This is a genomic window from Streptomyces beigongshangae (genome assembly GCF_019710745.1).
GTDB lineage: Bacteria > Actinomycetota > Actinomycetes > Streptomycetales > Streptomycetaceae > Streptomyces > Streptomyces beigongshangae.
The window spans coordinates 16,879-38,124 of record NZ_JAHKJW010000068.1 but is presented as its reverse complement, the minus strand read 5'-3'; the positions used below and the strand labels follow the sequence as shown (position 1 = coordinate 38,124).

General features: G+C 73.8%; 21 protein-coding genes. 4 read left to right on the top strand and 17 right to left on the bottom strand.

The window, feature by feature from the left end:
* Both KM933_RS33575 and KM933_RS33570 read left to right on the top strand, forming a co-directional pair.
* Nucleotides 1-889, top strand: an 889-nt coding sequence (locus KM933_RS33575) for an ABC transporter ATP-binding protein (RefSeq protein WP_260334536.1), incomplete at its 5' end; no start/stop codon positions are given.
* On the top strand, nt 886-1,641 hold the full coding sequence (locus KM933_RS33570; protein WP_308013630.1) for an ABC transporter ATP-binding protein: 756 nt from the start codon (nt 886-888) through the stop codon (nt 1,639-1,641). The genes KM933_RS33575 and KM933_RS33570, both read left to right, overlap by 4 nt.
* 14 nt (nt 1,642-1,655) lie before the next feature.
* Here KM933_RS33570 and KM933_RS40415 read toward each other — a convergent pair whose 3' ends face one another.
* Together KM933_RS40415 and KM933_RS33560 are read right to left on the bottom strand one after the other, a co-directional pair.
* Nucleotides 1,656-2,600, bottom strand: coding sequence for a LysM peptidoglycan-binding domain-containing protein (locus KM933_RS40415; RefSeq protein ID WP_308013629.1), 945 nt, complete (start codon nt 2,598-2,600; stop codon nt 1,656-1,658).
* A 99-nt stretch (nt 2,601-2,699) separates the two neighbouring features.
* Nucleotides 2,700-3,317 carry a LysM peptidoglycan-binding domain-containing protein gene (locus KM933_RS33560; protein WP_221359554.1) on the bottom strand — a complete coding sequence of 206 codons (618 nt, stop codon included), beginning with the start codon at nt 3,315-3,317 and terminating at the stop codon, nt 2,700-2,702.
* A gap of 545 nt (nt 3,318-3,862) precedes the next feature.
* Here KM933_RS33560 and KM933_RS33555 point away from each other — a divergent pair.
* Together KM933_RS33555 and KM933_RS33550 are read left to right on the top strand one after the other, a co-directional pair.
* The gene (locus KM933_RS33555) at nt 3,863-4,639 is read left to right on the top strand and encodes a hypothetical protein (RefSeq protein WP_221359552.1); all 777 of its coding nucleotides are present in this window, start codon (nt 3,863-3,865) and stop codon (nt 4,637-4,639) included.
* A gap of 156 nt (nt 4,640-4,795) precedes the next feature.
* A complete protein-coding gene (locus tag KM933_RS33550) occupies nt 4,796-5,146 on the top strand; it encodes a hypothetical protein (RefSeq protein ID WP_260334535.1) in 351 nt (116 codons plus the stop codon).
* 100 nt (nt 5,147-5,246) lie between these two features.
* On the opposite strand, the gene der is transcribed toward KM933_RS33550, so the two are convergent.
* The 15 genes from der to KM933_RS33475 all read right to left on the bottom strand — a co-directional run bounded on the left by der (nt 5,247) and on the right by KM933_RS33475 (nt 21,201).
* Nucleotides 5,247-6,722 carry a ribosome biogenesis GTPase Der gene (der, locus tag KM933_RS33545; RefSeq protein ID WP_221359548.1) on the bottom strand — a complete coding sequence of 492 codons (1,476 nt, stop codon included), beginning with the start codon at nt 6,720-6,722 and terminating at the stop codon, nt 5,247-5,249.
* Between the two features lie 58 nt (nt 6,723-6,780).
* Nucleotides 6,781-7,461 carry a lysophospholipid acyltransferase family protein gene (locus tag KM933_RS33540; protein ID WP_308013628.1) on the bottom strand — a complete coding sequence of 227 codons (681 nt, stop codon included), beginning with the start codon at nt 7,459-7,461 and terminating at the stop codon, nt 6,781-6,783.
* Nucleotides 7,458-8,153, bottom strand: a complete 696-nt coding sequence (gene cmk, locus KM933_RS33535) for a (d)CMP kinase (RefSeq protein ID WP_221359544.1) — start codon at nt 8,151-8,153, stop codon at nt 7,458-7,460. Before cmk ends, KM933_RS33540 begins: the two co-directional genes overlap by 4 nt.
* A 133-nt stretch (nt 8,154-8,286) precedes the next feature.
* Nucleotides 8,287-9,372: a prephenate dehydrogenase gene (locus KM933_RS33530; protein WP_221359542.1), complete on the bottom strand. Its 1,086-nt coding sequence runs from the start codon at nt 9,370-9,372 to the stop codon at nt 8,287-8,289.
* Nucleotides 9,369-9,731, bottom strand: coding sequence for a chorismate mutase (gene aroH / locus KM933_RS33525; protein ID WP_221359541.1), 363 nt, complete (start codon nt 9,729-9,731; stop codon nt 9,369-9,371). Before aroH ends, KM933_RS33530 begins: the two co-directional genes overlap by 4 nt.
* A 120-nt stretch (nt 9,732-9,851) precedes the next feature.
* Nucleotides 9,852-10,871, bottom strand: a complete 1,020-nt coding sequence (locus KM933_RS33520) for an ADP-ribosylglycohydrolase family protein (protein ID WP_221359532.1) — start codon at nt 10,869-10,871, stop codon at nt 9,852-9,854.
* Entirely contained in the window at nt 10,868-11,659 is a 792-nt protein-coding gene (locus tag KM933_RS33515) for an NUDIX hydrolase (protein WP_221359560.1), read from the bottom strand. The genes KM933_RS33520 and KM933_RS33515 overlap by 4 nt, the downstream gene beginning before the upstream one ends.
* Before the next feature lie 292 nt (nt 11,660-11,951).
* Nucleotides 11,952-13,130: a pseudouridine synthase gene (locus KM933_RS33510; protein ID WP_221359530.1), complete on the bottom strand. Its 1,179-nt coding sequence runs from the start codon at nt 13,128-13,130 to the stop codon at nt 11,952-11,954.
* Entirely contained in the window at nt 13,130-13,786 is a 657-nt protein-coding gene (gene scpB / locus KM933_RS33505) for an SMC-Scp complex subunit ScpB (protein ID WP_221359528.1), read from the bottom strand. The genes KM933_RS33510 and scpB overlap by 1 nt, the downstream gene beginning before the upstream one ends.
* On the bottom strand, nt 13,783-14,895 hold the full coding sequence (locus tag KM933_RS33500; protein WP_221359526.1) for a segregation and condensation protein A: 1,113 nt from the start codon (nt 14,893-14,895) through the stop codon (nt 13,783-13,785). The genes scpB and KM933_RS33500 overlap by 4 nt, the downstream gene beginning before the upstream one ends.
* Before the next feature lie 18 nt (nt 14,896-14,913).
* Complete coding sequence (locus KM933_RS33495; protein WP_221359524.1) at nt 14,914-15,486, bottom strand: hypothetical protein; 573 nt, start codon at nt 15,484-15,486, stop codon at nt 14,914-14,916.
* On the bottom strand, nt 15,471-16,607 hold the full coding sequence (locus KM933_RS33490) for a ParA family protein (RefSeq protein ID WP_221359522.1): 1,137 nt from the start codon (nt 16,605-16,607) through the stop codon (nt 15,471-15,473). The genes KM933_RS33495 and KM933_RS33490 overlap by 16 nt, the downstream gene beginning before the upstream one ends.
* Nucleotides 16,608-17,029: 422 nt before the next feature.
* Nucleotides 17,030-18,154: an alanine dehydrogenase gene (ald, locus tag KM933_RS33485; protein WP_221359520.1), complete on the bottom strand. Its 1,125-nt coding sequence runs from the start codon at nt 18,152-18,154 to the stop codon at nt 17,030-17,032.
* A gap of 167 nt (nt 18,155-18,321) precedes the next feature.
* A complete protein-coding gene (locus KM933_RS33480; protein WP_221359510.1) occupies nt 18,322-20,403 on the bottom strand; it encodes a tetratricopeptide repeat protein in 2,082 nt (693 codons plus the stop codon).
* A 171-nt stretch (nt 20,404-20,574) separates the two neighbouring features.
* Nucleotides 20,575-21,201 (bottom strand): NUDIX domain-containing protein, encoded by a 627-nt coding sequence (locus KM933_RS33475; RefSeq protein WP_221359508.1) that lies wholly within the window; start codon nt 21,199-21,201, stop codon nt 20,575-20,577.
* Nucleotides 21,202-21,246: the final 45 nt, after the last annotated feature.

The following is a 21,246-nucleotide window of genomic DNA, read 5'->3' as shown; positions in this document are numbered from 1 at the left end:
GTCGGCAGGTCCGGCGGGAGTCGGTGGGACGCCCTCCGGGCCGGATGCGCCGTGCGGCCGGACCGGTGGCGGCACCGGTGCGGGCGCGGTGGGGTCGGCAGGTCCGGCCGCCCTCCGCGCCGGGGCCGCTCCCGCGCCCGCGGGCCGTCCCGTCCTGCGGGCCCGTGCGCTGCGCGTCGCCTACGACGGGTTCACCGCCCTGGACGGTGTCGACCTCGACCTCCCGCCGGGCCGGATCACCGCGGTCGTCGGGCCGAACGGAGCGGGCAAGAGCACCCTGTTCCACTGCCTCGCGGGAACCGTGCGGCCGGTGTCGGGGCGGGTCGCGTTCGGGGAGCGGGACATCACCCGGCTGCCCGCCCACGCCCGGACGCGCCTCGGCATCGCCCGCACGTTCCAGCAACTGGCCGTCTTCCCGACCCTGACCGTGGCCGAGAACGTGCGCGTGGGCGCCGAGCAGGGCCGAATCAAGAACAAGAACAAGAACACGGACACGGACGTGGACGCGGACGTGGACGCGGACGCGGACGCGGCGGAGCGGGCGCTGCGGCTGCTCGGACTGGACCGGGACGTACGCTCCCGGGCCGCGGCGGGCCTGCCCACCGGCACCCTGCGCCGCGTCGAACTCGCCCGGGCCCTCGCGGGAGGTCCGCGGGTCCTGCTGCTCGACGAGCCCGCGGCGGGCCTCGACACCGGCGAGGTGACCGCGCTGGCGCGCGTGCTGAGGGCGCTCGCCGCCGACGGCACGGCCCTGCTCGTCGTCGAGCACGACCTGGATCTGGTGGCCGGTCTCGCCGACACCGTGCACGTCATGGCCGCGGGCCGGATCGTCGCCACCGGCCCCGCCGGGCACGTGCTCGAAGGACTCGGCACGGCGGCCGACCGGTGAGCGCCCACGCGCGTGCCGCCGGGATCTCGCTGCGGCACGCGAGCGTGCGCTACGGCCCGCTGGAGGCCCTGCACGGCGTCACCCTGCACGCGCCGGCCACCGGTGTGACCGTGCTGCTCGGCCGCAACGGCTCGGGCCGTACGACCGTGCTGCGCGCCCTCGCCGGGACCGTGCCCCTGTCACGGGGCGCCGTGGTGTGGGACGGCGCCGACGTCACGCGGCTGTCCGCCCGCGAACGGGCCCGCCTGGGTCTGTGCCTGGTCCCGGACCGCCGTGCGGTCTTCGGCTCGCTCACCGTCCGGGAGAACCTCGAACTCGCCTCCCGCGGGCGGCCCTTCACGGCCGCCGTCGACGCCTACCCGCCGCTGGGCGCCCTGCTGTCCCGCAGGGCGGGCACGCTCTCCGGCGGGGAGCAGCGCATGCTCGCCCTCTCCCGCGCGCTGCTGGCACGCGCGCGCGTGGTCCTCGTCGACGAACCCGCGCAGGGCATGTCCCCGCCCGTCGCCGCCCGCACGTACGAACTGCTGCGCGGCCTCGACGCCGGTGTGGTCGTGGCCGAACAGCGGCTGCCGCCCGGCCTGCGCACCGGCACGGTGATCGTGTACGAACTCCGCCGTGGCACGGTCGTGTCCGGCGGCGAGGCGGCGGAGAGGCCGCCCCCGGCCGCCGCGCCACCCCCGCCACCCCCGCCGGACCTGCCGGACCTGCCGGATCAGGCGGACCCGGCAGGCCGGTCCGGCGGGCCGGGCTGACCGGGTCACGGATGTCACCGGACCGGCGGGGCCGAGGGGTCGGAGGGCACCGGCAGGACCGAATGGACCGGCGGGGCCGGGGGAGCCACGGGGGCCGGCAGCGTCGAGGGCACCGGCGCGTCCCGGGAAGCGGCGGACACCGGCGGAGCCGGGTCGGCGGACGCGGCCGAGGAGGCCGAGGAGGCCGAGGGACCGGCCGGGGGAGCCTGCGCCGCCGGGTCCTGCGGCGGATCCGCCGGAGGACCCGGCGGCGTCGACGGCACCTGCGGGGCCGCAGGTGCCGACGGGGCCGGCGTCCCCGGAGACGCCGACGGGGACGTCGGGGCCGGCGGCTCGGGGCCGGTCCCGCCGGCCGCCGCCGTGCCCTTGCCCCCCTGCTGCGGCCGCGTGACCGGCCGTCCCGGGGCCGCGCCCTTCGGGAGCCGCAGGACCGTGCCGGGGTGCAGCCGGTCCGGGTGCCGTCCGACCGCCTTCCGGTTGGCCTTGTAGAGCGCCTTCCAGCCGCCCGCGACCCGGTGCCGCCGGGCGATCGACGAGAGCGTCTCCCCCTGCTTCACCACGTGCGCCCGGTCCGCGAGCCGGTACTTCTTCCCGCAGGCGGGCCAGGCGTTCCAGCCCTGGGCGCGCAGCACCTTCTTCGCGACCTTGATCTGCTCGGCCCGCGTGGCCAGGTCCGCCCGCGGCGCGTAGGCGAGGCCGCCGAACGCCCGCCAGGTGGACTGCCCGAACTGCAGTCCGCCGTAGTAGCCGTTCCCGGTGTTCGCGTTCCAGCGGCCGCCGCTCTCGCACTGGGCGAGGCAGCCCCACGGCCACTGGTCCCCGGCGCAGCCGTGGCCGTGCAGCGCCCGGACCCCCGTGGGACCGGCGGCCGACGGGGGTGCCGCGGCCGCCTCCCCGGGGGCGAGCAGGGCCAGGACGGAGGCGACGACGACCGCGTACGGCATGCGCTTGATGGACACCGGGCCACGCTAGGCGGGCCCCGGCGGCGGTGGGACGAGCCGCGCTGAGGGCCGGCGGGACCCCACCCGGTCGGCGGACCCGGCGGGGCCCCGTCGCGGTCAGAACCTCAGCCGCTGTCCGGGGACGATGACGTCGGGATCCCCGCCGACGACGGCCCTGTTGACGGCGTGGAGGTGCTGCCAGGTGGTGCCGTGGCGGGCCGCGATGCCGCTCAGCGTGTCACCGCCGCGGACGGTGTACCCGCCGCGGGACGCGTCGCGGCCGGTGTGGCCCGTCGCACGTTCCGGTGCCTGCGCCGGCGCCGACGGGACGGTCTCGGCGGTGGCGCCGGGTGCGGACGCCGCGGGAGCGCCGCCGGACGCGCCCGCGCGGGCCGCGCAGGTGGGCCAGGCGCCCCAGCCCTGCGCGCGCTGCACCTTGGCGGCGACGGCGATCTGCTGCGCCCTGGAGGCCCTGTCGGCGGTGGCCGCGTAGGCGGAACCGCCGTACGCGCGCCAGGTGCCGGCGGAGAACTGGAGCCCTCCGTAATAGCCGTTCCCGGTGTTGATGTGCCAGTTGCCGCCGCTCTCGCACTGGGCGATGCGGTCCCACACCCCGTTGTCCGCCGCTGCGGCACCGCCGTTCGCGGCGAGCAGTCCGAGCGGGGCGAGCAGGGCCGCCCCGGTGAGAACCGCGGTCGTACGGGCCTTACGGGTGTTGTCGGCACATGCGGACATGTATTTCCCTCTCGAAGGACCCGGGGTCCCCCGAGGCGGTCCGGGGATCCCGCGTCCGGCGCGGTGGCCCCGGCCCGCCCCGTCCGCCGGAGTGGTGCCGCGTGACGCTTCCGGTTCGATCGGCCGTGCGGCCGGCGGACGTACCCGAGCGGTGCTCGCTGCACACGGCGGAGCAATGTAGGGGGCGATGGGCCCCTTATCAACCAGATCGTCGTCATTCCAGGCCAGTTCGGCGTTACCTCAGGTATCAGCGAGTTTCAGTCACCCACTTCATTCGTTGATTTCCTGATTTGTCGACCATCGGGTCCGATGATCTGTGACCCAACTCACCCACCCAACTTCCGTACCGATCACGGAAGTTGGCGTGGAGTGACGCATTCCGCCGCCGGGTTCACCCTGCGCGCAGGATGGTTCGATTCCCTTCACCGCGGGGCGTGACTCCCGCCACAGATCCTCCGTTGTCTCCTTCATGAGCCGGGAACCGTCCCGCCTCACGGACCGGGAGCCCCCGGCCTCACGACGCACCGCATCCCGAGGAGCCACCCGTGCCGCGCATGCTCGACGTCAGCGACGACGTACGCGCCGAGATCGGCGACGAAGAAGCCGACCGGCTGCTCGCCGGAGAGAACGCCCCGGGCAGTTACGACTGCACGTCCTGCCGCACCCAGGGCGACTCCGAACAGGAGCGGACCAGCACCGTCCTGTTCATCGGCGACGAGACCGCCGTCCTCGCGTTCGCCCACGCCACCTGCCTCCCCTCGCAGGTCGTCCAGGTGACCGAGGAGCAGCTGCTGGGCGCCTCCCGGTCCATCACCGGGGACGAGCGGGCCGCCGAGACCCCGCCCGAGCAGGCCGTCCTCGGCGTCACCAGCGGACTCGTGCTGCTCAACGGGGAACTGCACCCCGCGCTCGTCGTCGAGCCGACCGGGCGCATCGCCCGGCCGGGCACGGCGGACGGCGGTGGGGACGACTTCCTGCCACTCCTCGTCGAGCAGGGCTTCATGCCGGTCGGCGCACTCTCCGAGGTCCCTCCCGTGCTGCACGGCTGGTCCGTGCTGCTCGCCATGGGCCAGCTGCACGCCGTCCTGCAGCCCGGCCCGGGCGGCGGCTCGCCGGTCGCCTGGTGGCAGGCCCACCAGCCGCTCCAGGTCACCGACAGCTGGCGGACGGCCGCCAACAAGCACCAGCAGGTGCTGCTGTTCGCGGCCCCGGTCGGCTCGATCGGCCGCCAGCCCCGCGAGGACCTGCTGCGCGACGCCCTCGACAAGGCCGCGGCGGGCGGCCGGCTGGTGGCGGCCTCGATGCCGCTGGCAGGCACCTGAACCGACGGTTCCGCCCCCTGTGAGCGCCGGGCGCACTCCCTGTGACCTGCGAAAGCGGGGTGTCGGCCGCATCCGAAGGGCGGCGGGGTCGTTGGCACGTACGTGCACACCTACGACATCCCCCGCCGCCTGCCCCACCCGTCCCCGATCCCGTCCATGCGGCCGGCTCAGGACACCCTGGGCAGCTCTTCGGCCACCCCGATCTACGACGCGCTCTACGCGGAGTACCTCAGGTCCTTCAGGGCCCTGCCGGGCGACCGCAACGGCGAGGAGGAGTACGGCTTCACGGCGTTCGGGACCGGCCCTCACGGCGCGGGTTCCCACGGCGCGGGTTCCCACCAGCCGACCGTGTACGGCCTGCGGCACATGACCGGCCAGTACCAGACCGGGTACGCGGCCCCGCACGAGAGCCGGCCGGGCACCCCCGTCTGGCAGCCGGTGGCACGGCAGCACGGCACGGGCCTGATCCCGGCGGCACTGCCGCCGGGCGTGCGCCGGGAACACTAAGCCGACCACCGCGCCGACGACGGACGTACGGGAGGGCCCCCGCCTCGGGCGGGGGCCCTCCCGTACGTCCGTACAGCGCGCCCGGAGGCCGGCCGTGCGGCTACTTCTTCTTGCCGCGCTTCTCGCGCACCCGCACCGAGATGTGGATCGGCGTCCCCTCGAAGCCGAACTCCTCGCGCAGCCGGCGCTCCACGAAGCGGCGGTAGCCGTGCTCGATGAAGCCCGAGGAGAAGAGCACGAAGCGCGGCGGCCTGGTGCCCGCCTGCGTGCCGAAGAGGATGCGCGGCTGCTTGCCGCCGCGGATCGGGTGCGGGTGGGCGGCGACCAGCTCGCCGAGGAAGGCGTTCAGGCGGCCCGTCGGGACGCGCGCCTCCCAGCCCGCGAGCGCGGTCTCGATCGCCGGGACCAGCTTCTCCATGTGGCGGCCCGTACGCGCGGACACGTTGACCCGCGGCGCCCACGCCACCTGGAGGAGCTCGGTCTCGATCTCCCGCTCCAGGTAGTAGCGGCGCTCCTCGTCGAGGGTGTCCCACTTGTTGAAGGCCAGGACGATCGCGCGGCCCGCCTCGACGGCCATCGTCACGATGCGCTGGTCCTGGACGCTGATGTTCTCACTGGCGTCCAGCAGGATGACCGCGACCTCGGCCTTCTCGACGGCGGCGGCGGTGCGCAGCGAGGCGTAGTAGTCGGCGCCCTGCTGGAGGTGGACCCGCTTGCGGATACCGGCCGTGTCGACGAACTTCCAGGTGACACCGCCGAGCTCGATGAGCTCGTCGACCGGGTCGCGGGTGGTGCCCGCGATCTCGTTGACGACCACGCGGTCCTCGCCCGCCACCTTGTTCAGGAGCGACGACTTGCCGACGTTCGGGCGGCCGATGAGCGCGATGCGGCGGGGGCCGCCGATCGCGGTGCCGAAGGTCTGGGCCGGGGCCTCGGGCAGCGCCTCCAGGACGGCGTCCAGCATGTCGCCGGTGCCGCGGCCGTGCAGCGCGGAGACGGGGTGCGGCTCGCCGAGGCCGAGCGACCAGAGGTACGAGGCGTCGGCCTCGCCGCTCAGGCCGTCGACCTTGTTGGCGCACAGGACGACGGGCTTGCCGGCCTTGCGCAGCAGCCGGACGACCGCCTCGTCGGTGTCGGTGGCGCCGACCTTGGCGTCGACGACGAAGACGACCGCGTCGGCGGCCTCGATCGCGTACTCGGCCTGTACGGCCACGGACGCGTCGATGCCGAGGACGTCCTGCTCCCAGCCGCCGGTGTCGACGAGCTTGAAGCGGCGGCCCGCCCACTCGGCCTCGTAGGTGACGCGGTCGCGGGTGACGCCCGGCTTGTCCTCGACGACGGCCTCGCGGCGGCCGATGATGCGGTTCACCAGGGTCGACTTGCCGACATTCGGGCGGCCGACCACGGCGAGGACGGGGAGCGGGCCGTGTCCGGCCTCCTCCAGCGCGCCCTCGATGTCGTCGGTGTCGAAGCCCTCTTCCGCGGCGAGCTCCATGAACTCCGCGTACTCGGCGTCGCCAAGTGCCCCGTGCTCCTGCTCCCCGCCCGAGCCCTCGGAGTGGATCTGGTCGTTCATGAAGTCCGTACCTCGTTCATCGTGGTGATCGGTGGAACCGCCCGTACCGGGTGATCCACTACTCAAGTGTGACTCGGCGTCCGGTGAGACGCCTGGCGTTCTCCAGGTGGGCGGTCAGCTGCTTCCGGATGCGCACGGTGGCCTCGTCCAGTACCGCCCGCGTACGCCGTCCGCTGCCGTCGCCCGCCTCGAAGGGGTCGCCGAAGACGACGTCGACCCGGCTCCGCAGCGGGGGCAGCCCCTTCATCAACCGTCCTTGCCGCTCCGTGCTTCCCAGGACGGCGACCGGCACGATCGGCGCCCCGGTGCGGACCGCGAAGTAGGAGAGCCCGGCGCGCAGCGAGGCGAAGTCGCCCTCGCCGCGGGTGCCCTCGGGGAAGATCCCGAGGACGCCGCCGTTGCCCAGGATGCCCAGTGCCTGGGTGATCGCGGTGCGGTCGGCGACCGAGCGGTCCACCTTCACCTGCCCGCAGGCGAGCAGGAAGGGGTCGAGCGGGCCGACGAACGCCTCCTTCTTGATCAGGAAGTGCGTCGGCCGGGGCGCCACGCCCATGACGACCGGGCCGTCGAAGATGTGGGAGTGGTTGATGGCGAGGATCACCGGGCCGGTCGCCGGGACCCTCCAGGCGCCGAGGACGCGCGGCTTCCACAGCCCGTACATCAGGCCGACACCGATGCGGCGGCCGACGTCGGCCCGCCGGGCGGACGGGATCCGCGGGGTGTGCGGGGCTTCGCTCACTTCGCGGCCCGCTTCTCCTCGACGAGGGTGACGACGCACTCGACGACCTGCTGGAGCGTGAGGTCGGAGGTGTCCACCTCGACCGCGTCCGCCGCCTTCGCGAGCGGCGAGACCTTGCGGGTGGAGTCGGCCGTGTCCCGCTTGATCAGGGCCTCGCGGGTGGCGGCGACGTCGGCACCCTTGATCTCGGCGCTGCGGCGGGCGGCGCGGGCCTCCGCGGAGGCGGTGAGGAAGACCTTGAGGTCGGCGTCCGGCAGCACGGTCGTACCGATGTCCCGGCCCTCGACGACGATGCCCCGCCCGGCCGCCGAGGCGATCGAGCGCTGCAGCCCGGTGATCCGGGCCCGGACCTCGGGGACGGCGCTGACCGCGCTGACCTTCGAGGTGACCTCCTGGGTGCGGATGGGGCCCGCGACATCCGTGCCGTCGACCGTGATCGTCGGCGCCCCGGGGTCCGTGCCGGACACGATGTCGGGCTTGCCCGCCGCGGCCGCGATCGAGGAGGGGTCGGTGAGGTCGATGCCGTTGGTCACCATCCACCAGGTGATCGCGCGGTACTGGGCGCCCGTGTCCAGGTAGCTCAGGCCGAGCTGTGCGGCGACGGCCCTGGAGGTGCTCGACTTGCCCGTGCCGGAGGGACCGTCGATGGCGACGATGACGGCCGGGGCGGTCCGGGCGGCGGTGGATTCCACGGGTGCGGACACCTTCCTGGTACGGGGTGCGGGGCTGGTCCGGGACGCGAGCGCGCCCCGGACAAGGTTACTGGCTCCGCGGCCCCCGTCTTACGGACCCCGCGGCGCCCCGTCCGCCGCCCCCGCTGCCGCCCTACTGGCGGATCGCCCAGCCCCGCTCCCGCAGGGCCGCCGTCAGCACCGGGGCCGCCGACGGCCTCACCACCAGCTCCACCAGTCCCGCCTGCTGGCCGGTCGCGTGCTCGATGCGTACGTCCTCGATGTTGACGCCGGCGCGGTCCGCGTCGGCGAAGATGCGGGCCAGCTGGCCCGGCTGGTCGTCGACGAGGACGACGACGCTCTCGTACGTGACCGGGGCGGTGCCGTGCTTGCCGGGCACGCGGATCTGGCCGGCGTTGCCGCGGCGCAGGACGTCCTCGATGCCCGTGGTGCCCGTGCGGCGCTCGGTCTCGTCGGAGGACTGGAGGGCGCGCAGGGCCCGCACGGTCCCGTCCAGGTCGGCGGAGACGTCCGCGAGGAGGTCGGCGACCGGTCCCGGGTTCGCGGAGAGGATGTCGATCCACATCCGGGGATCGGACGCGGCGATCCGGGTCACGTCGCGGATGCCCTGCCCGCAGAGGCGCACGGCGGCCTCCTCGGCGTTCTCCAGCCGCGCGGCGACCATGCTGGACACCAGGTGCGGCATGTGCGAGACCAGCGCGACCGCCCGGTCGTGGGCGTCGGCGTCCATCACCACCGGCACCGCCCGGCAGTGCGAGACCAGCTCCAGCGCGAGGTTGAGCACCTCGGTGTCGGTGTCCCGGGTCGGCGTCAGCACCCAGGGGCGTCCCTCGAAGAGGTCACCGGTGGCGGCCAGCGGGCCGGACTTCTCACGGCCCGCCATGGGGTGCGACCCGATGTACGCGGACAGGTCGAGGCCCAGCGACTCCAGCTCGCGGCGCGGCCCGCCCTTGACGCTCGCCACGTCGAGGTAGCCGCGCGCGACCCCGTCCCGCATCGCCCCGGCGAGCGCCGCGGCCACGTGCGCGGGCGGCGCCGCGACGATCGCCAGGTCGACGGGGCCCGTGGGCGCCTCGTCCGTCCCGGCGCCGAGCGCGGCCGCGGTACGGGCCTGCTCCGGGTCGTGGTCGGTCAGGTGCACGACGACACCGCGTCCGGCCAGGGCCAGCGCGGCCGACGTGCCGATGAGGCCGGTGCCGACGACGAGCGCGGTCCTCACTGGGCGATGTCCTTGCGCAGCGCGCCCGCCGCGCCCAGGTAGACGTGCGCGATGTCGGCGCGCGGCAGGTCGGACTCGATGTGCGCGAGGACCCGGACGACCCGGGGCATGGCCCCCTCGACGTCCAGCTCCTGCGCGCAGATCAGCGGTACGTCGACGATGCCGAGCTTGCGCGCCGCGGCTGCCGGGAAGTCGCTGTGCAGGTCCGGCGTGGCCGTGAACCAGATACTGATCAGGTCGTCGGCGGTCAGCCCGTTCCGCTCCAGGACGGCGGTGAGCAGCTCGCTGACCTGCTCGTCCATGTGCCCGGCCTCGTCCCGTTCCAGTTGGACGGCGCCCCGGACCGCTCGTACCGCCACGGTGATGCTCCTTGCTGATGTACGGATCGGCTGTCGTGCGTCCAGCCTAGTCAGCCGTCGGCCGTCCCAGGCGCGGCGCCCGCCTGCCGAGACGGCCGCCGGTCCCGGCGGCCGCACCGCTCAGGCGTCCCAGAGCGCGCCGAACGCCGTCAGGTCGCCCTGGTGCTCGATCCGGCCGGCCCACTCGGCGGGCCACGCGTCGGCGCCGAGGTGCGCGCCCGCGAAGGCGCCGGCCAGACACGCGATCGAGTCCGAGTCCCCGGAGGTGCAGGCGGCCCGGCGCACGGCCGTCACCGGCTCGTCCACGAAGAGCAGGAAGCACAGCAGGCCGGTGGCGAGGGCCTCCTCGGCGATCCATCCGGCACCGGTGGCCAGGCACGGGTCCGTCTCGGGCGACGGCGACCGCAGGGCCCGCCGGAGCCGTTCCAGCGCCTCCAGGCACTCGTCCCAGCCGCGCGCGATGAAGTGCGCCGGCGTCGGGTCCTGGGCCCGGGCCCACAGGTCGCCGAGCCAGCGCTCGTGGTAACGCGTCCGGTTCTCGTACGCGTACGACCGCAGCCGGCCGACCAGACCCGTCGGTTCGGCGCCCCGCGCGAGCAGCCGTACCGCGTGCGCGGTGAGGTCGGAGGCGGCCAGCGCCGTCGGGTGGCCGTGCGTGAGGGCGGCCTGCAACTGCGAGGCCCCGGCGCGCTGCTCGTCGCCGAGTCCCGGGGCGAGGCCGAGGGGTGCGACCCGCATGTTGGCGCCGCAGCCCTTGGAACCGACCTGACTGGCGTCCTGCCAGGCCCGGTCCTCGCGCTCCAGCCGCTCGCAGGCGACGAGGCAGGTCCGGCCGGGCGCGCGGTTGTTCTCCGGCGACCGGTACCACTGCACGAACTCCTCGCGCACGGGCCGCTCCAGCCGCTCCGGTTCGAGCGGTCCCCGGTCCATGGCCGCGCGCAGTCCCCGCGCCAGCGCCAGCGTCATCTGGGTGTCGTCGGTGACGAGCGCGGGGTCCGGCAGTTCCAGCTCGCGCCAGGGTCCGTACGCGGCGAGGATCGACGGCACGTCCTCGAACTCGGTCGGGGAGCCGAGCGCGTCCCCGAGGGCGAGTCCGACCAGTGCCCCGGTGGCGGCCTGCTTCCTGACGGTCGTGGTCATGCGGATCGCCCTTCCGAGGACTGCGGTGCGGGTGCGGGTGCGGGTGGAGACACAGGTGGAGACACAGGAGGTACGGGTGGAGGTACGGGCGCGGGTCTCAGCAGCGGCGGACGCAGGGCCGTGGCCGTCCCCGCCCGGTACAGCGCGGCGGGCTTGCCCCGGCCCCCGGTCAGCCGCGCCGCCCCCGGCACCGGTTCGACGAAGCCGGGTGTGGCCAGGACCTTGCGCCGGAAGTTCGGGCGGTCCAGGGCGGTCCCCCACACCGTCTCGTAGACCTGCTGGAGCTCCCCCAGCGTGAACTGCGGCGGGCAGAACGCCGTGGCCAGGCAGGTGTATTCGAGCTTGGCGCCGACCCGCTCGCGGGCGTCGGCGAGGATGCGGTCGTGGTCGAAGGCGAGGGAGCCGGCTCCGTCGTACGGCAGCCAGCGCGCGCTCGCCGCGTCCCCGCCGCCGCGCGGCTCGGGAGGGTCGGGCAGCAGCGCGGTGTACGCCACGGAGACCACCCGCATCCGGGGATCGCGGTCCGGCTCGCTGTAGGTGCGCAACTGCTCCAGGTGCAGCCCGGAGACGTCCGACAGGCCGGTCTCCTCGGCGAGTTCGCGGCGCGCGGCCGTCTCCGCGGACTCCTCGGGCAGCACGAAGCCGCCGGGCAGCGCCCAGCGGCCCGCGTACGGCTGCTGGCCGCGCTCGACCAGCAGCACCTGGAGCGCGCCCGCCCGGACCGTGAACACCGCGAGGTCGACGGTGACGGCGAAGGGCTCGAAGGCGTGCTTGTCGTAGCCCTCCATGCCCTCCATGCCTTTCATGCCCTCCATGCCCCTCACCCCCTGCGCTGTTCGCCGGGCGGCCCGGCCGCCCGGCGGCGACCGGCACCCCGCCGGGCGGCGGCCGGGGACCGGGACCACCCCCGTGGGCCCTGCTCCCCGGGCCGCACCCGGCGGTGGCGCCCCTTAATGGTCAGTACGACTATAAAGAGCGGACCGCGTGCCCACAACCCCCGGACGCGGATCGGCCGGCCCCGGGAGAGTCCCGGAACCGGCCGACGCGCGTGCTGGAAGCCCACTGGAGAGGGCGGTGGTGCTAGAGGCCGACCTCCGCCATCAACATCCCGACCTCGGTGTTGGACAGGCGGCGCAGCCAGCCCGACTTCTGGTCGCCGAGGGTGATCGGCCCGAAGGCGACCCGCACGAGCTTGTCGACCGGGAAGCCGGCCTCGGCGAGCATGCGCCGCACGATGTGCTTGCGGCCCTCGTGCAGCGTGACCTCCACGAGGTAGTTCTTGCCGGTCTGCTCGACGACCCTGAAGTGGTCCGCCTTCGCGTACCCGTCCTCCAGCTGGATGCCGTCCTTGAGCTGCTTGCCCAGGTCGCGCGGGATCGGGCCCACGATGTGCGCGAGGTAGACCTTCTTCACGCCGTACTTGGGATGGGTCAGGCGGTGCGCCAGCTCGCCGTGGTTGGTGAGCAGGATGACGCCCTCGGTCTCGGTGTCGAGCCGCCCCACGTGGAAGAGCCGCGTCTCGCGGTTCGTCACGTAGTCGCCGAGGCACTGCCGGCCCTCCGTGTCCTCCATGGTCGACACGACACCCGCGGGCTTGTTCAGCGAGAAGAACTGGTACGACTGCGTGGCCACGGTCAGCCCGTCGACCTTGATCTCGTCGTGCTCCGGGTCGACGCGCAGCCCCTGCTCCAGGACGATCTCGCCGTTGACCTCCACCCGGGACTGCTCGACCAGTTCCTCACAGGCGCGCCGCGAACCGTAGCCCGCACGCGCGAGCACCTTCTGCAGGCGCTCGCCCTCCTGCTCGGCGCCCGGGAAGGTCTTGGGCGTCTTCACCTCGGGCCGGCCGGCGTACCGGTCGCGGTTGCGCTCCTCGGCACGCGTCTCGTACTCGCGGGAGCGCGCCGGCTCCGTGCGGCCGCGGCGCTGCTGCCCCTGCTTGGGGCCACCCTTGGCGCCGCCGCGGGCCGAACTGCCGCGCCCCGACTTCGCGCCCTCGTGGGTGGCGCCGGGACCCACGTCGTAGCGGCGCTCCTCCGGACGGGGCTTGCCGGGGCGCTTCGGCCTGTCGTCGCGCCCGCCCGCGGCGCCGCCCTTCGGCTGGGAGCCGCCCCCGGTCGCCCGGGAGCCGCCTCCGCCGGAGCCGCGGGAACCGCCGCCCCCGCCCCCGGAGCCGCGGGGGTTACCGCCCCCGCCGGTTCCGCGGGGGTTGCCGCGCCCGCCGCTGTTCCTGCCACTGCCGCTGCCACTGCTTCGCATCAAAGTTCCGTCGTCGTCGTGTCGTCTGCATCTGCGTCCGGCGCATCCGGATCGAACGACGGGACCCCTTCCAGCGTCTCTGCCTCGATCGCGTCCGCCTCCGGGAGGAAGGGTGCGAGCTCCGGGAGCTCGTCCAGGCCGCGCAGGCCCATCCGCTCCAGGAAGTAGTTCGTCGTCCTGTACAGGATCGCACCTGTTTCGGGTTCCGCGCCCGCCTCCTGGACCAGACCCCGCTGCAGGAGGGTGCGCATCACGCCGTCGCAGTTCACTCCGCGGACCGCCGAGACCCTCGAACGGCTGACCGGCTGCCGGTACGCGACCACCGCCAGCGTCTCCAGCGCCGCCTGGGTGAGCCGGGCCTGCTGGCCGTCCAGGACGAAGCGCTCGACGGCCGCCGCGTACCCGGGCCGGCTGTAGAACCGCCAGCCGCCGGCGACGAGCCGCAGCTCGAAGCCGCGTCCCTGGACGGTGTACTCGTCGGCCAGCGCGCGCAGCGCTTCCGCGACCTGCCGCCTGGGCCGCTCCAGTATCTTCGCGAGGTGCTCCTCGGTCGCGGGCTCGTCCACGACCATGAGGACGGCCTCCAGCGCGGGCCTCAGGTCGAGGTCCGCGACGCCGCGCGGTCCCGCCGGGGTCACGGTGGTGTCCTCGCTCACACCTTCTCCTCCTCCGTCCGTCCTACCGGCTCCACCGGCTCCGGCGACTCCACCGGCTCCGGCGGTCTGTCGAACTCGTCCGTCACCATCGGCTGCACATCCCCCTCCCCGCCCGTCCAGCGCACCACCAGGTCCCCCAGGGCCTGCTCCTGGTCCAGGGCGACCGCCTTCTCGCGGTAGAGCTCCAGAAGGGCCAGGAAACGCGCCACGACGGTGAGGGTGTCCTCGGTGTCCTCCACCAGCGAGCCGAAACTGGCCTCGCCGGACTCCCGCAGCCGCGCCACCACGATCGCGGCCTGCTCCTGCACGCTCACGAGCGGCGCGTGGATGTGGTCCACGTACACCTGCGGCTTCGGTCTCGGCTGCATCGCCTTCACCGCGAGCCCGGCGAAGCCGTCCGCCCCGATGCGGATGACGACCTCGGGGAGCAGGGCGGCGTGGTGCGCCTCCAGCCCGACGGTACGGGGATGGCGGCGTGCCTCCTCGTCGAGGCGGCGGGTGAAGATGTCGGCGATCTCCTTGTACGCCCGGTACTGCAGCAGCCGGGCGAAGAGCAGGTCGCGGGCCTCCAGGAGCGCCAGGTCCGCCTCGTCCTCGACCTCGGCGGAGGGCAGCAGCCGGGCGGCCTTCAGATCGAGCAGCGTCGCGGCGACGACGAGGAACTCGGTCGTCCGGTCGAGGTCCCAGTCCGGCCCCATGGCCCGGACGTGCGCCATGAACTCGTCGGTGACCCTGGACAGGGCGACCTCGGTGACGTCCAGCTTGTGCTTGGAGATCAGTTGCAGCAGCAGGTCGAAGGGGCCCTCGAAGTTCACCAGCCGGACGGTGAAGACCCCGTCCCCGGCATCCCCGGGGACGCCGTCGGCCTCGGGGGCGGCCGGTTCCGACTCCAGCGGCTCCGGTTCCGGCTCGGGTGCTTCCGGCTCGGGCTCGGGCGCTTCCGGCTCGGGTCCGGACGCTTCAGGCCCGGACTCCGGCGGTTTCGGCTCCGGTCCGGGCGGTTCCTGTTCCGTCGGGGTCCCGGCCCCGGGACCCCGGCCCAGCGCGCGCCGCCGGCCGCCGGAACCGCCGGAGGCAGCAGCGGGGACGGGCACGTCGTTCGAGGTCATGGCCGTTGCAGGCTACCGCTACCGCCCGCGCAGCCGTCGGACGAGAATGCTCGCGTCGCCCCGGGACTCCAGATCCGCGAGCACCACGGCGACGGCCTCCCGCACGATGCGGCCCCGGTCGACGGCGAGCCCGTGCTCCCCGCGCAGCACCAGCCGCGCGTGTTCGAGGTCCATGAGCTCCTCGGCGGACACGTACACCGTGATCTTCTCGTCGTGCCGCTCGCGCCCGCTGGGCCGCCGCCCCGGGGCCCGCCCGCGCTTGCGGGGCTGCGCGGCAGCCCCGCCAGAACCTTCCTGCGCGGGGCCCTGCCGTCGTCCGGAGCGGTCCGCCGCGGCGGCGCCCCGGCTGCGGGACTCCCCGTCGGCCGGGCCGGCGTCGGCCGCGACGTGTTCGTCGCCCTCGCCGTCGCCGCCCCGCACGGGCACCGACTGCGGGGCGTCCTCCCCGGCGACGGCGTCGCCCTCGCCGGCCGGAGCCGGCACCCGCGCCTCGCCGTTCGCCTGCCGCCTGGGGCTGGACGCCTGGAGCGCCGTCCCCCCGGTCGTACGGAACAGTTCGTCGGCCCCCGGCAGACTCACTCGGCGTGACACCGGGCGAGCACCTCCCTGGCGAGCTGACGGTAGGCGGCGGCGCCGACGGAGTTGGAGGCGTACGTCGTAATCGGCTCGCCGGCGACCGTGGTCTCCGGGAAGCGGACGGTCCGGCCGATCACCGTGTGGTAGACGTGGTCGTCGAACGCCTCGACCACGCGCGCGAGCACCTCACGGCTGTGCACGGTCCGCGAGTCGTACATCGTGGCGAGGATGCCGTCGAGCTCCAGCTCGGGGTTGAGCCGCTCCTGGACCTTCTCGATGGTCTCGGTGAGCAGCGCGACACCGCGCAGCGCGAAGAACTCGCACTCCAGCGGCACTATCACCTTGTGGGCGGCCGTCAGCGCGTTCACGGTGAGCAGGCCGAGCGAGGGCTGACAGTCGATCACGATGTAGTCGTAGTCGGCCATCAGCGGCTTCAGGGCGCGCTGCAGCGTGGACTCGCGGGCGACCTCGCTCACCAGCTGGACCTCGGCGGCGGACAGGTCGATGTTGCTGGGCAGCAGGTCCATGTTCGGGACCGCCGTCTTCAGGAGCACCTCGTCGGCCGCCATGCCCCGCTCCATGAGCAGGTTGTAGACCGTGAGGTCGAGCTCCATCGGGTTGACGCCGAGGCCCACGGACAGGGCGCCCTGCGGGTCGAAGTCGACGAGCAGGACCCGGCGTCCGTACTCCGCGAGCGCGGCACCCAGGTTGATGGTCGACGTCGTCTTGCCGACGCCGCCCTTCTGGTTGCACATCGCGATGATCTTCGCGGGGCCGTGGTCGGTCAGCGGGCCCGGGATCGGGAAGTACGGCAGCGGGCGTCCGGTCGGGCCGACGCGCTCACGGCGCTGGCGCGCCGCGTCGGGCGCGAGCGTGGCCGCGTACTCCGGATCGGGCTCGTACTCGGCGTCGGGGTCGTAGAAGTGCCCTTCGGGCAGGTCGTCGTAGTCGGCGAAGTGGGTGCGGTTCTCGCCACTTCCGTTGCCGGCCATGGCGTTCACGTGATGGCCATCCATGCTCTGGTGTGCGGGCTGAGTCGTCCTCGGGGAGTGGTGACTCTGGTGGGCTGCGAAGGTGCGCACAGCGACGGAGCCGACAGCCTCGAGCCCCGTGGGCCCTGAGCCTTGCGCAGGCATTCCTGGTTGACCACCCCCGGGAGTAAATGTCGACTCATTCACAAGTCGTCTTACCTCCTTGGTGACCAGGAAACTTCTAGACAGGTCAGCGTGGCACCATGCCGACGGTTGGCGACTCTATGGCGTGTCACCGCTCCGCAGCAACACAATCCGCCGGACCCGGCCCGATGTGTCGGCAACGGAACATCCCGCTGTCAAGGGCGTAGGGGCGTCGCACGGCAGGTTTCAGGGGTGTGCGAAACGGTCGAAGGGTTACGTTCGAGGCGAGTTGAACGAGTCTCGCAAAGTGACTCGACACACATCCGGCCGGACCCCGCGGAGCAAGGTCCGGCCGGATGTGTGCCGTTGACGACCTGTGTTGACCTGTCGCCTTTTGCCGCCGCAGGGCCCGGCCGCCGGATCGGGACGGGCCGGGCGGGAGGTCAGCCGAGCAGGGTCTCCAGTTCGGTGTGGACCAGGCCGTGGGCCTCCGCGACCCCGCGGTGGACGACCTTGCCGTCATGGGTGTTGAGGCCCCCGGCCAGCGCGGGATCACGGCGCAGCGCCCCGGTCCAGCCGCGGTTCGCGAGTTCCACGACGTACGGCAGCGTGGCGTTGGTGAGCGCGTAGGTCGACGTGTTCGGCACCGCGCCCGGCATGTTGGCGACGCAGTAGAAGACCGATTCGTGCACCGGGAAGGTCGGCTCCGCGTGGGTGGTCGGGCGCGAGTCCTCGAAGCAGCCGCCCTGGTCGATCGCGATGTCGACAAGGACACTTCCGGGCTTCATGCGCGACACGAGCTCGTTGGTGACCAGCTTCGGGGCCTTGGCGCCGGGGATGAGCACGGCGCCGATGACGAGGTCCGCCTCCAGGCAGGCCTTCTCCAGCTCGAAGGCGTTGGAGACGACGGTCTGGATCCTCGTGCCGAAGATCTTGTCGGCCTCCTTGAGCTTGTCGATGTCGCGGTCGAGGAGGGTCACGTGGAAGCCCATGCCGATGGCGATCTGGGCCGCGTTCCAGCCCGAGACGCCGCCGCCGATCACCACGGCCCGGGCGGCCAGCACGCCGGGGACGCCGCCGGGCAGCACACCGCGGCCGCCGTTGGCGCGCATCAGGTGGTAGGCGCCGACCTGGGGGGCCAGGCGGCCCGCGACCTCGGACATCGGGGCGAGCAGCGGCAGCCCGCGGCCCGGCAGCCCGACCGTCTCGTAGGCGATGGCCGTGGTGCCGGACTCCAGGAGCGCGTCCGTGCACTCCCGGGACGCGGCCAGGTGCAGGTAGGTGAAGAGCGTCTGGTCCTTGCGCAGGCGGTGGTACTCCTCGGCGATGGGCTCCTTGACCTTCAGCAGCAGGTCGGCGGCGGCCCAGACCTCGTCGGCGGTGGCGACGGTCCGCGCGCCGGCCGCGACGAACTCGTCGTCCGTGATCGAGGAGCCGACACCCGCTCCCCGCTCGACGAGGACCTGGTGGCCGTGGCGCACCAGCTCGTGCACACCGGCGGGGGTGATGGCCACCCGGAACTCGTTGTTCTTGACCTCGCGGGGGATGCCGACCTTCACGTCGATCACGGTTCCTTGGCTCAGAAGGGATGCAGAAGGGATCTGGGGGCAGGCAGCGCAGGACATGACGATGCCCGACATTCCCGGATGCACGGGAGCACACCGGGAGACACCGCTGACGAACGCGGCGGAGCCAGTCTAATGAAGGGATTCTTTCTGTCTAGCCTTCTAAAGCATCAATCTTCATTGGATGTACTGCGGATTTCGTAGGCGTTGCGGTCCTGTTCCCTGCCTGATGTGCTCTCGGGGAGCTCGTCGCCCAGCATGCGTTCGGCCGTGGAGCGGTGCAGCGCGGCGGCCGCGGGGTCGCCCAGCCGCTCCAGTGTGTCGGCGAGTCGCAGCTGCAGGGCGGCCTGGAGCCGGACGTCGTCGGCACGGCGTGCCCACTCGACCGCCTCCTGGCAGGTGACGAGGGACTCCTCGGGCCGGCCCGCGTACTCCTGCACCCGCGCCATCTCGCTCAGCGCCCGCGCCTGACCGGCCACGTCGCCGGTCCTGCGGTACCCGGTGGCCGCGGAGCGCCAGTTGCGCAGCGCCTCGCCGTAGCGGCCCGCGTAGGTGTGCACGGCCGCGATCCGGCCGTACAGCCGGGCCGCGTCCGCGCGCTCGTCGCGGGCGAGGCGCTGGGCGAGCGCCCGCCCGTACCAGTCGGCGGCCCGGTCGTAGTCGCCGAGTTCCTCGTGGGCGCCGCCCACAGATTCCGTCGCGCGGCCGGTCGCGTACGGGTCGTTCGCCTCGCGCCCGGCGTCGAGGGCGGCCCGGTAGCGGGCCAGCGCGTCCGCCGTGCGGCCGGTCCGGGCGTCCAGGTCGGCGAGGTTCAGCAGTGCGGCGGCCTTCTCGCGCGGCAGGTTCCGGCGCTCGGCGACGTCCAGGACGAGCCGGTGGATGCCGTACAGCTCGGGCGCGGCGGCCTGCGTACCGAAGTGCGCGACCAGCGCTCGGACCAGCGCGGCCATCAGACGGCGCGCCAGGGTGTCCAGCTCTCCGTCGGCGACCGCGAGCCGGGCCGCGGCCAGCAGTGCGGGCCGGCGGATGCGCAGCCATTCGGCGGCCGCCCGGGGGTTCGGGAAGCGCAGCGCGCGGGGCGTCCCGGCCAGCTTCTTCTGCGCGGGCGAGCTGTCGGTCTCGGTGATCGCCCGGCAGGACACCAGGAGCCGCACGGTCCGCTCCAGCATCCGGGCACGGGCCAGCTGGAGCTCGGCCGGGCGGTCCTCGGTCCGGGTGAGCGCGCACAGCAGCGGCAGCAGGCAGCCCGGCACCTCGTACAGCGGCAGCGGTGATTCCACGGCCCGCACCAGGCCGAGCCCGGTGAAGTCGTCCAGCAGGACGCGGGCCGCGTCGACCGAGCAGCCGGCCAGCGCGGACGCGGAGTGCGGGTCGACCAGGCCCGCGGGGGCGAGCGAGAGGAGCCGCAGCGTCCGCGCCGCGGCCGTCGGCAGGGCGGCGTACGTGAGCCGGAAGACGCGGTCCAGGACCGGTCCCTCGTCGCCGTCGGCGCGCAGCTGCCTGGCGAGGTCGGCGACGGCCGCCTTGGGGCGGTGGGCCAGCCAGGCCCCGGCGAGGACGAGCGCCGCGGGCTGGCCCGCGCAGATCTCCACGAGCCCCTCGGCGGCGCGCGGGTCCACGGTGATGCGCACCGAGCCGGTGAACCGGTTCAGGAGTTCGAGGGCGGACTTGGTGTCCAGGCCGCCGAGGGTGCAGGGGCGGACGTCCGGGATCCCGGTCAGGGGTCCGCCCGAGACGGCGACGGCGAGGCAGTCGGGGTTCTCCGGCAGGAGCGCGTCGACCTGTTCGGCGTCCGCCGCGTCGTCGAGCAGGAGCAGCGTCCGGCGGGTCGCGAGGGCCTCGCGCAGCCGCCCGGAGAGGTCGTCCCCGTCGGCTCCGGCGGGGGCCTGCAGCCCGAGTGCGGTGAGCAGGTCGCGGGCGGTGCGCTCGGTCGGTACGGGTGTGCCGCCGGGCTCGGTGAGCCGGGCCCGCAGGACGCCGTCCGGGTAACTGTCCGCGACCTGCCGCACGAGTTCCTCGGCGAGCGCCGTGCGGCCGGAGCCGGGCCTGCCGGCGATGAGCAGCACACGCGCGCGGGGGGCCTTGCGGCCGGCGAGGGTGTCCAGGCCCGTGCGCTCGATGTCGGCGCGCAGCTCCTTCAACTCCCGTGCGCGGCCGAGGAACTGACGTTCCGTGGGAGCGGACTCGACGGCCGGGGGCCACCCTTCCTCCGACACCGTCGTGCCGTCGGCGTCCACCGCCTGATCCGTCACGGGCCACACTCCCGTCCCACTGTGCGCGCCAGCCCGCCGGGACTCCGGACGGGGCGTTTTCAGAGCCTAGTTCACGCTCTGCGACGATCCGTGCGGAGCACGGCGGACGCGTCCCTCGATCGGATCAGGCGATCGTCACACGGATGGGCCGATTGCGCGCACCGAAGTGGATCAAGCCTCGAACGGACGTGCGGGCCACGGGGCCTCGGCCGGACGCAGGGCGTCCAGACCGTCGCCCTCGCGTGCGGCGACCAGCGCCAGGACCCCTACGACGAGGCAGTTGTTGTGCAGCTCCCCGGCCAGGATCCCGCGCACGAGTTCACCGACCGGGACCCGGTCGAGCTCCATGTCGGACTCCTCGTCCTCGACCTCGAAGCGCTGCCCCCCGGCCTCGGAGAGGTCGCGCGCGAGGAAGACACGGACGGCCTCGTCGCAGCCGCCGGGCGTGGTGAACACGTCGGTGAGCACACGCCAGTCCTCGGCCTTGGCGTACGCCTCCTCGTACAGCTCGCGCTGCGCGGCATGCAGGGGGTTCTCCCCCGGGACGTCCAGCAGGCCGGCCGGGATCTCCCAGAGCCGGTGGCGCACCGGGTGCCGGTACTGGCGGATGACCAGGACGCGGTCCTCGTCGTCGAGGGCGAGGACGGCCACCGAACCGGGGTGCACCTGGTAGTCGCGGCGGACGACCGCCCCGCCGGGCATGACCACGTCGTCGGTGCGCACGGAGGTCTTCTTGCCGGTGAACGGGGTCCCGGTCGCCCTGACCTCCCACTCCTCGGCGGTGTCCTTGATGGTCATGTCGACTTGTCCTCCCACACGCACGAACCTGCGCCGCGACAGCGG